Annotated in this window: 6 protein-coding genes; 4 read left to right on the top strand and 2 right to left on the bottom strand. The window is 71.6% G+C overall.

Features of this window, described 5'->3' with window-relative positions; genetic code table 11:
* Positions 1-3691: multifunctional oxoglutarate decarboxylase/oxoglutarate dehydrogenase thiamine pyrophosphate-binding subunit/dihydrolipoyllysine-residue succinyltransferase subunit (locus ACWGQ1_RS18320; protein WP_136030864.1), on the bottom strand; the 3691-nt coding region annotated here is incomplete at its 3' end.
* A 162-nt stretch (positions 3692-3853) separates the two neighbouring features.
* On the opposite strand from ACWGQ1_RS18320, the gene guaB1 reads away from it, so the two are divergent.
* The 3 genes from guaB1 (at position 3854) to ACWGQ1_RS18305 (ending at position 7797) form a co-directional block, all read left to right on the top strand.
* Entirely contained in the window at positions 3854-5308 is a 1455-nt protein-coding gene (gene guaB1 / locus ACWGQ1_RS18315) for a GMP reductase (protein WP_136030866.1), read from the top strand.
* A gap of 111 nt (positions 5309-5419) precedes the next feature.
* Complete coding sequence (locus ACWGQ1_RS18310) at positions 5420-6739, top strand: CNNM domain-containing protein (protein ID WP_452313520.1); 1320 nt, start codon at positions 5420-5422, stop codon at positions 6737-6739.
* Positions 6736-7797, top strand: coding sequence for a hemolysin family protein (locus ACWGQ1_RS18305; RefSeq protein ID WP_136035230.1), 1062 nt, complete (start codon positions 6736-6738; stop codon positions 7795-7797). Before ACWGQ1_RS18310 ends, ACWGQ1_RS18305 begins: the two co-directional genes overlap by 4 nt.
* Before the next feature lie 69 nt (positions 7798-7866).
* On the opposite strand, the gene ACWGQ1_RS18300 is transcribed toward ACWGQ1_RS18305, so the two are convergent.
* Positions 7867-8934: an oxidoreductase gene (locus tag ACWGQ1_RS18300; protein WP_452313519.1), complete on the bottom strand. Its 1068-nt coding sequence runs from the start codon at positions 8932-8934 to the stop codon at positions 7867-7869.
* 55 nt (positions 8935-8989) lie between these two features.
* Between ACWGQ1_RS18300 and ACWGQ1_RS18295 the strand changes: the two genes are divergently transcribed.
* On the top strand, positions 8990-9757 hold a 768-nt coding region (locus tag ACWGQ1_RS18295), incomplete at its 3' end, for an NAD(P)H-hydrate dehydratase (protein WP_452313518.1).

The following is a 9757-nucleotide window of genomic DNA, read 5'->3' as shown; positions in this document are numbered from 1 at the left end:
GGCCGAGGGTGACGGCCGAGCGCAGCAGCGTCGCCTGCTCCGCGGCGTGCACCTTCGACGATCCGGTCGCGGGCGAGGCGGACGCCGGGCGCGAGATCGGACGGAACGTGCGGTCGCCGGGGACATCCGCGAATGCGAGCGCGAGGAACGGCCAGGCACCCTGGTTCTCCGGCTCCTCCTGCACCCACACGAGCTCGGCGTTCGGGTAGGAATCGGTGATGGCCTTGAGCTCGTCGATCGGCGTCGGGTACAGCTGCTCCAGGCGCACCAGGGCCACCTCGGGGTTCGGGTTCTTCTCCAGCTCGGCGCGCAGATCCCAGTGCACCTTGCCCGAGTGCACGAGCACGCGCTTGACGGCCGAACGGTCGAGACCGCGGTCGTCGTCGATGACCGGCTCGAAACGGCCCTGCGTGAAGGCCTCCACCGGGCTCGTCGCCCCGCGCAGGCGCAGCATCGCCTTCGGGGTGAACACGATCAACGGCTTGCGCGGACGGGCGTAGGCCTGGCGGCGCAGCAGGTGGAAGTGCGAGGCCGGGGTCGATGGACGCGCGACGATCATGTTCTCCTGAGCGCACAGCTGCAGGAAGCGCTCGATGCGGGCGGAGGAGTGATCCGGTCCCTGGCCCTCGTAGCCGTGGGGGAGCAGGAGCGTGACGCTGGACTGCTGACCCCACTTCTGCTCGGCGGCGGAGATGTACTCGTCGATGACCGACTGGGCGCCGTTGACGAAGTCGCCGAACTGCGCCTCCCACAGCACGAGCGCTTCGGGCGCCTCGACCGAGTAGCCGTACTCGAACCCGAGCGCGGCGTACTCGCTGAGCAGGGAGTCGTAGACGAAGAAGCGGCCCTGCGCGTCGGACAGGTTCGACAGCGGCAGCCACTCCTGGCCGTTCGCGCGGTCGTGCAGCGCGGCGTGGCGCTGGACGAACGTGCCGCGGCGCGAGTCCTGTCCGGCGAGCCGCACCGGGGTGCCCTCGACCAGCAGCGACCCGAAGGCGAGGAGCTCGCCGAAGCCCCAGTCGATGTTGCCGTTGCGGCTCATGTCGAGGCGCTTCTCCAGCAGCTGCTGGATCTTCGGGTGCACCGTGAAGCCCTCGGGCTTGTTCACGAACGCGTCACCGATCAGCTGGATGACCTCGGCGGGGACGCCGGTGATCTCGGGTGCGCCCACCTGGTCCTCGACCGGCGGGAGCTCGGGCGCGATCGGCGTGGCACCCGTCTCGGCGGCGTGCGTCTCGGCGAAAGCGATCTCCAGGCGGTTCTGGAAGTCGGCCTTGGCCTCGTCGTACTCCTCCTCGGTGATGTCACCGCGACCGACCAGCGACTCCGTGTACAGGCGGCGCACCGACCGCTTGGCCTGGATGAGGTCGGTCATGAGCGGCTGCGTCATCGACGGGTCGTCGCCCTCGTTGTGACCGCGACGGCGGTAGCAGACCAGGTCGATCACGACGTCGCGGTGGAAGCGCTCGCGGTACTCGAACGCCAGCTGCGCGACGTGGATGACGGCCTCGGGGTCGTCGCCGTTCACGTGGAAGATGGGCGCCTGGATCGTCTTGGCCACGTCGGTCGCGTACACCGAGGTGCGGGCGTCGCTCGGGGTGGTCGTGAAGCCCACCTGGTTGTTGACCACGACGTGGATGGTGCCGCCCGTGCGGTAGCCGCGCAGCTGCGACATCTGCAGGGTCTCCACGACGACGCCCTGACCGGCGAAGGCCGCGTCGCCGTGCACGAGGATGGGCAGCCAGGCGAACGTGCCGATCGGCTTACGGTCCTGCTTGGCGCGGACGATGCCCTCCAGCACGCCGTCGACGGTCTCGAGGTGCGAGGGGTTGGCGGCGAGGTACACCGGGAGCGAGGAGCCGTCGTCGGCGACGAACGTGCCCTCCGTGCCGAGGTGGTACTTCACGTCGCCGGAGCCGCGCTGGTTGCCGGGCATCTGCGTGCCCTCGAACTCCCGGAACACCTGGCCGTAGGTCTTGCCGGCGATGTTGGTCAGCACGTTGAGGCGGCCGCGGTGGGCCATGCCGATCGCCGCGCCCTCGAGGCCCGCGGTCGCCGCGCCCTGGAGGATCTCGTCGAGCAGCGGGATGAGCGACTCGCCGCCCTCCAGCGAGAACCGCTTCTGGCCGACGAACTTCGTCTGCAGGAAGGTCTCGAACGCCTCGGCCTCGTTCAGCTTGCGGAGCACCCGCAGCTGCTCGTCGTGGCCGGGCTTCTGGTACTTGACCTCGACCTTCTCCTGGAACCAGCGGCGCTGCTCCGGGTCCTGGATGTGCATGTACTCGATGCCGAGCGTGCGGCAGTACGAGTCGCGCAGCACGCCGAGGATGTCGCGCAGCTTCGCCACGCGGCGCCCGCCGAAGCCGCCCGTGACGAACTCGCGATCGAGGTCCCAGAAGGTCAGCCCGTGGCTCTCGATCTCCAGGTCGGGGTGCGAGCGCTGCACGTACTCGAGCGGGTCGATGTCGGCCATCAGGTGGCCGCGCACGCGGAAGGAGTTGATCAGCTCCTGCACGCGGGACTGCTTGTCGACGCGCTCGGCCAGGTCGACGGCGATGTCGGGGTTCCAGCGGATCGGCGCGTACGGGATGCGCAGCGCGGCGAAGATGTCGTCGTAGAACCCGCGCTGCCCGATCAGCAGCTCGTGCACCTTCTTCAGGAACTCGCCGGACCCTGCGCCCTGGATGACACGGTGGTCGTAGGTGCTGGTGAGGGTGATGGTCTTGCCGATCGCGAGCTCGTTGAGCGTCTTCTCGCTCGCGCCCTGGAACTCGGCCGGGTACTCGAGGGCGCCGGCGCCGATGATGCAGCCCTGGCCCTTCATGAGACGCGGCACCGAGTGCACCGTGCCGATGCCGCCCGGGTTGGTGAGCGACACCGTGGTGCCCTGGAAGTCGGTGGCGGTGAGCTTGTTGCCGCGGGCGCGGGTGACCAGGTCTTCGTACGCGGCGAGGTACTCGGTGAAGGTCATGGTGTCGGCGCGCTTGATGCTCGGCACCATGAGGGCGCGCGTGCCGTCGGGCTTGGGCAGGTCGATCGCGATGCCGAGGTTGACGTGCGCGGGGGCGACGACGGAGGGCTTGCCGTCGACCTCGGCGTAGAACACGTTCTGGCTGCGGAACTCGTCGAGCGTGCGGATGAGCGCCCAGCCGATGAGGTGCGTGAAGCTGACCTTGCCGCCGCGCGTGCGGGCCATGTGGTTGTTGATGACGATGCGGTTGTCGATCATCAGCTTGGCGGGGACGGTGCGGACGCTGGTCGCGGTGGGGACGGTGAGCGACTCGTCCATGTTCGCGGCGAGGGTCTTGGGCAGACCGCGCAGCGGCGTGACCTTGTCCTCTTCGGAGGACTCGACCGGCTCCTTCGACTCGGGCTTGGGCTTCGGCGCCTGCGCGGGGATCGGGGCGGCCGCGGCGGGCTTGGCCGTCGTGCGGGCGACGGGCTGCGCACCGATCACGGGGATGGGCGCGGTGACCGGATGCGCGGGTGCGGCTGCGGTGTCAGCCGGAGCGGATCCGGTCGCGCTCGTCCCGGCGGCCGTGGCCTCGGAGTGGTACTGCTCCAGGATGGGCCACCACTCCTTGTCGACCGAGTCGCGGTTCTCCTTGAACTGCTCGTAGAGCTCTTCGACGAGCCAGGAATTGGCTCCGAACCCCCCGTCGCCACCGACGCCGGTCACCTGGTTCGACACGCTCTATCGCCCTCTTTCATCGCTGAAGATCTTCGGTGCGGAGGCACGACGCAGGAATGCGTTCGGGCGCGCACACTCTCGACCACCAAGCCTAACCTGTTTCGCCCGGGTAATCGTCGAAGCCACCCGCCCGCGCCGTCCCGATCTCGGTACCGTGGAGGCATGGAGTTCTCAGGCGCGCAGCCCACCGTCGATCTGACCTATTCGGACGTCTTCCTGGTGCCGCGCCGGTCGGGCGTCACCAGTCGGCTCCAGGTGGATCTGGCCCCGCACGACGGCACCCCGGCGACCCTGCCGCTGGTGGCCGCGAACATGAACTCGGTCACCGGGCCCCGCCTCGCCGCGGTGCTCGCCCGGCGCGGTGCGCTCGGCGTGCTGCCGCAGGACCTCCCGCTGCAGGAGCTCGACGCGGCGATCCGCGATGTGAAGAGCCAGCCCGTGCTGTGGGACACGCCGATCGTGCTGCCCCCGCACGCCACGGTGGCCGAGGCGCTGCGACTGCTGCCGGCCACCAGCGGTCACGGGATCGTGGTCGCCCAGGGGTCCGGCCCGATCGACGTGGAGCGGATCCTCGGCATCCTGCCGGCGACCCGCCTCGCGACCGCCCTCCCCGACGCGCAGCTGGGCGACCTGGTCCACCGCGGCAGCCCGTCGATCGACGCCGACGACATCGGCTCGGAGCGGCACGCGTTCGACGTGATCACCGAGGCGGACGTCGACATGGTCACCGTGGTCCACCACGGGCACCTCGTCGGCACGCTGAGCGCCCGCAGCGCCCTCCGCGCCACGCTGTACCGCCCCGCCGTCGACGCGGATGGACGACTCGCGGTGGCCGCGGCGGTCGGCATCAACGGCGACGTCGCCGCGAAGGCCCGCGCGCTCGCCGGTGCCGGGGTGGACGTGCTGGTGCTCGACACCGCCCACGGCCACCAGGAGGGCATGCTCCGCGCACTGCGCACGGTGGCCGAGCTCGGCCTCGGCCTCCCGATCGTCGCGGGCAACATCGTCACGGCCGACGGCGTGCGCGACCTCGTCGATGCGGGGGCCACGATCCTCAAGGTCGGCGTCGGCCCCGGCGCGATGTGCACGACGCGCATGATGACCGCCGTGGGGCGCCCGCAGTTCTCGGCGGTGCTGGAGACGGCGCAGGCCGCCCGCGAGGCCGGAGCGCACGTGTGGGCGGACGGGGGAGTGCGCTACCCGCGCGACGTCGCTCTCGCACTGGCAGCCGGCGCGGCCTCGGTCATGATCGGCTCGTGGTTCGCCGGCACGATCGAGGCGCCGGGCGAGCTGCAGCGCGACGCGGAGGGCCGCCTGTTCAAGGAGTCGTGGGGGATGGCGTCGACCAAGGCCGTGCAGGCGCGGTTCGAGCGCCTCGACGCATACGAGCGCGCCCGCAAGGAGCTGTTCGCCGAGGGCATCTCCTCCTCGAAGATCTACCTCGACCCGCTGCGGCCGGGTGTGGAGGACCTGCTCGACATGATCACGTCCGGCGTGCGGTCGTCGTTCACGTACGCGGGTGCCGCGACCGTGCCGGAGTTCCACGAGCGCGCGCTGGTCGGCCTGCAGTCCGCGGCCGGCTACGAGGAGGGCAAGGCGCTGCCGGTGAGCTGGTAGCACGGGCGCGGTCATGGCGGCGTTCTGTAGAATCGAGCGCACTATGGACGACCCCCCCAGTTGCCGAACATCGCCCCACCGTCCCGAACTCTCCGCGGAGAGGAATAGCTGATGGATTTCATCATGTTGGGCGTGGGGCTCCTGCTCACGGTCGGCACCGGCCTCTTCGTCGCGAGCGAGTTCGCCCTGGTCAATCTCGACCGGGCCGAACTGGAGGCGCGACAGGCCCGGGGCGAATCCCGGCTCTCGCTCACGATCAGCGCTCTCAAGCACACCTCGACGCACCTGTCGTCCGCGCAGCTCGGCATCACGCTGACCACGCTGCTCACCGGTTACACGATGGAGCCGGCGCTGTCGAACCTCCTGCGCCCGACGCTCGTCGCCTGGAGCATCCCCGGGGCCGCGGTCGCCCCGATCGCGACCGTCGTGGCGATGTTCGTGGCCACGGTGCTGTCGATGATCCTGGGTGAGCTGGTCCCGAAGAACTTCGCGCTCGCGCTGCCCCTGGCGACCGCGAAGCTCGTGATCCCGTTCCAGACCGCGTTCACGGCCGTGTTCAAGCCCGCGATCGTGGTGCTCAACGGCAGCGCGAACGGCGTGCTGCGCGGCATGGGCATCGAGCCCAAGGAGGAGCTGTCCGGCGCCAGGAGCGCGGAGGAGCTGTCGTCTCTGGTACGCCGCTCCGCGAGCGCCGGGCTGCTGGAGGCCGACACGGCGACGCTGCTCGACCGCACCCTGACGTTCTCGCGCCTCACGGCCGCCGACGTGATGACGGCCCGTCCGAGCATGCACGCGATCGCCGCGGGCGACTCGGTCGACGACGTGATCCAGCTCGCGCGCCGCACGGGCCACAGCCGCTTCCCGGTGTTCGACGAGGACCTTGACGACATCACCGGCGTCGTGCACCTGAAGGCCGCGATCGCCGTCCCGCGGGAGCGGCGGGCCGAGGTGCCCGTCGGCGCCCTGGCGACCGAGCCGCTGCGCGTGCCGGAGACCGCCCACGTCGACGCGCTGATCTCCGACCTCCGCGGCCGCGGCTACCAGCTGGCCGTCGTGGTCGACGAGTACGGCGGCACGGCGGGCATCGTGACCCTGGAGGACCTGGTGGAGGAGCTCGTGGGCGAGGTGTCCGACGAGCACGACCGCACGCGGGCCGGCATCATCCGCAACCGCGACGGCATCACGTTCCCCGGCGAGCTGCGCCCCGATGAGCTGCGCAGCCGTGCGGGCGTCGACGTGCCGGAGGGCGACGTGTACGACACCGTGGGCGGCTACGTCATGAGCGTGCTGGAGCGCGTGCCGGTCGTCGGCGACGAGGTGCCGCTGGAGAGCGGCACGCTGCACGTCGTCCGGATGGACGGCCGCCGGGTGGACCGGGTGCGCTACGTGCCCAGACCGGACTCCCTCGAGGCCGAGGAGGTGTCGCGATGAGCGATTGGGTCGGCCTCGCCTGGCTGGTCGTGCTGCTGGCGGCGAACGCGTTCTTCGTCGGCGCGGAGTTCGCGGTGATCTCCGCGCGGCGCTCGCAGATCGAGCCGCGCGCCGAGCGCGGGTCCCGGGCCGCGAAGACGGCGCTGTACGCGATGGAGCACGCCACGCTCATGCTCGCGACCTCGCAGTTGGGCATCACCATCTGCTCCCTGCTGATCCTGAACGTGTCGGAGCCGGCGATCCACCACCTGCTCGCGGTGCCGATGCACGCGCTGGGCTGGGCCGACGGCGCGGTCGACGTGGTCTCGTTCGTGATCGCGCTGCTCGTCGTCTCGTTCCTGCACGTGGTGTTCGGCGAGATGGTGCCGAAGAACCTGGCGTTCTCGGTGCCCGACCGCGCGGTGCTGATCCTCGCGTCGCCGCTGGTGTGGATCTCGAAGGTGTTCATGCCGGTGATCTGGCTGCTCAACGCGGCAGCCAACGGCGTGCTGCGGCTGTTCCGCGTCGAGCCGAAGAACGAGGCGGCCTCGACCTTCACGCTCGACGAGGTGGCCACGATCGTGAGCCAGTCCCGTCGCGAGGGCGTGCTGATGGACACCGCGGGCACCGTGACCGCCGCCGTCGAGTTCACCGACAAGAAGGCGCGCGACGTGGCGGTGCCGCTGGGCGACCTCGTGACGCTGCCGCAGACCACGACGCCGGACGACATCGAGAAGGCCGTGGCCCGCTACGGGTTCTCGCGCTACGTGATCGTCGACGACGAGGACACCCCGATCGGGTACGTGCACCTGAAGGACATCCTGCGCGCCTCGGAGGGGCCGGACGCGGACACGAAGGTGCACGAGCCGATCCCGGGCAAGCGGATCCACCACATGGTCCCCGTGCAGGAGGACACCGACCTGGAGGACGCGCTCGCCGTGATGCGACGCGCCGGCCGTCACCTGGCGAAGGTGCGCGACTCGGCGGGCGAGACGACGGCGGTGCTGTTCCTGGAGGACATCCTGGAGGAGCTCGTCGGTGAGGTGCAGGACGCGACGCGGCGCGTGCGCGGGCACTGACACCGCAGCCGTCCAGCGCGAAGGCCGCCGTTCCCGATGGGGCGGCGGCCTTCGTCGTCGAGAGGCGGTTCAGCGCCAGCGGGCGCGCTCGTACTGCGGCGGCCACGCGACCTCGGCACCGAGCTCGTGCGCCGCACGCAGCGCGAAGTGCGGGTCGCGCAGCCACTCCCGACCGACGAAGATCGCATCCGCCGCGCCGTCCGCCAGCACCTGCTCGGCCTGTGCGGCCGCGGTGATGAGGCCGACTGCCGACACCGGGATGCGGCCGCCCTGGCGCACGGTCTCCGCGAGCGGCACCTGGTAGCCGGGCGACACGGCGATGCGCTGGTGCGCGACGAGCCCGCCGCTGGACACATCGATCAGGTCGGCGCCGTGCTCGGTCGCCCACGCCCCGACCACTGCGGCCTCGTCTGGCGTGAACCCGCCCTCGGCGTGGTCGGTCGCCGAGATCCGCACGAACACCGGGACGTCGTCGCCGGCGGTCGCGCGCACGGCGTCGAGCACCCGCAGCAGCAGCCGGGCACGGTTGTGGAGCGAGCCGCCGTACTCGTCGTCGCGGTGGTTCGACAGCGGCGACAGGAACTGGTGCAGCAGGTAGCCGTGCGCGCCGTGCAGCTCCAGCACGTCGAAGCCGGCGTCGAGCGCGCGCCGCGCCGCCGTGGCGAACGCCTCGACCACGCGGTCGATGCCCGCCGCGTCGAGGGCGACCGGATCCGCGAACCCGTCGAAGGCCACGGCGGACGGAGCCACGGTGGTCCAGCCTCCCTCGGTCGCGGGCACGGAGCCGCGCTCGGGCGCCCACGGCCACCATGTCGACGCCTTGCGACCCGCGTGCGCGAGCTGGATGCCGGCGAGCGAGCCCCGGTCGTGGATCGCCCGGACGACGGGGGCGAGGGCGTCGCGCTGCTCGTCGGTCCACAGCCCGAGGTCGCGCGGCGAGATACGACCCTCCGGCACCACGGCGGTGGCCTCGGCGACGATCAGCCCGGCGCCGCCCGAGGCGAACTGCGCCAGGTGGGCGTGGTGCCACTCCTGCGCGACGCCGTCGAGGGCGCTGTACATGCACATCGGGGAGACCCACAGGCGGTTGCGGAACGTGGTCGAGCGGATGGTCAACGGGGAGAAGAGGAGGCTCACGGTTCGACGCTACCGGGGCTCGGGAGGCGGCGGGGCCGCCCGCTAACGTGGAGGCATGAGCGAAGCGCGCGAGTGGTCACGCGGCGACACGGCCCGGTTCGTCCGCGCCGCGACGCGCGACGACGACAAGTACTCGCGCGGCGTGGTGGCCCTGCGCACCGGTTCGCCCGCGTACCCCGGGGCCGCCGTGCTCGGGGTCGAGGCCGCGTGGCGCGCCGGGGCGGGCTTCGTGCGGTATGCGGGAGAGCAGCGCGTGATCGACGCCGTGCTCGCCCGCCGCCCGGAGACCGTGGGCGGGCCCGACACCGGGCGCACCCGGGTCGGAGCGTGGGTCATCGGCTCCGGCACCGACCCCGAGGAGCGGACGGACGCCGAGGCGCGGGCGCTGCGCGAGATCGTGTCGGGCACGGCCCCGGTCGTGATCGACGCCGGCGCACTCGACCTGGCGTCCGGCGCGACCGCGCCGTTCGTGGTGACCCCGCACGCGGGGGAGTTCACCCGGCTTCGGGAGCGCCTCGGTCTCGTCGACGCGGATCAGGACACGGCGGCCGAGGTACGACGGATGGCCGCGGAGCTGCACGGCGTCGTGCTGCGCAAAGGGGCCCGCACGCTGATCGCGGGACCCGACGGCCCGGTGATCGCCGTGGACGCGGGCACCGGGTGGCTCGCGACTGCGGGCACGGGCGATGTGCTGGCCGGCGTGCTCGGGGCCGTGATCGCGGCCAACCCCGGTGCTCCGCTCGCCGAGGTGGCCGCGGCCGGCGCCTGGCTGCACGGGCACGCCGCGCGCATCGCCGCGGGGGTGGGGGAGGGTGGCACGGGC

Source organism: Microbacterium sp. NPDC055599, assembly GCF_053618975.1.
This window is presented reverse-complemented; position numbering and strand designations above follow the sequence as displayed.

What these genes read in the sequence shown, in the direction of transcription:
- ACWGQ1_RS18310 (WP_452313520.1), top strand. Translation starts at nt 5,420, where the DNA reads ATGGATTTCATCATGTTGGGCGTGGGGCTCCTGCTCACGGTCGGCACC.
- ACWGQ1_RS18305 (WP_136035230.1), top strand. Translation starts at nt 6,736, where the DNA reads ATGAGCGATTGGGTCGGCCTCGCCTGGCTGGTCGTGCTGCTGGCGGCG.
- guaB1 (WP_136030866.1), top strand. Translation starts at nt 3,854, where the DNA reads ATGGAGTTCTCAGGCGCGCAGCCCACCGTCGATCTGACCTATTCGGAC.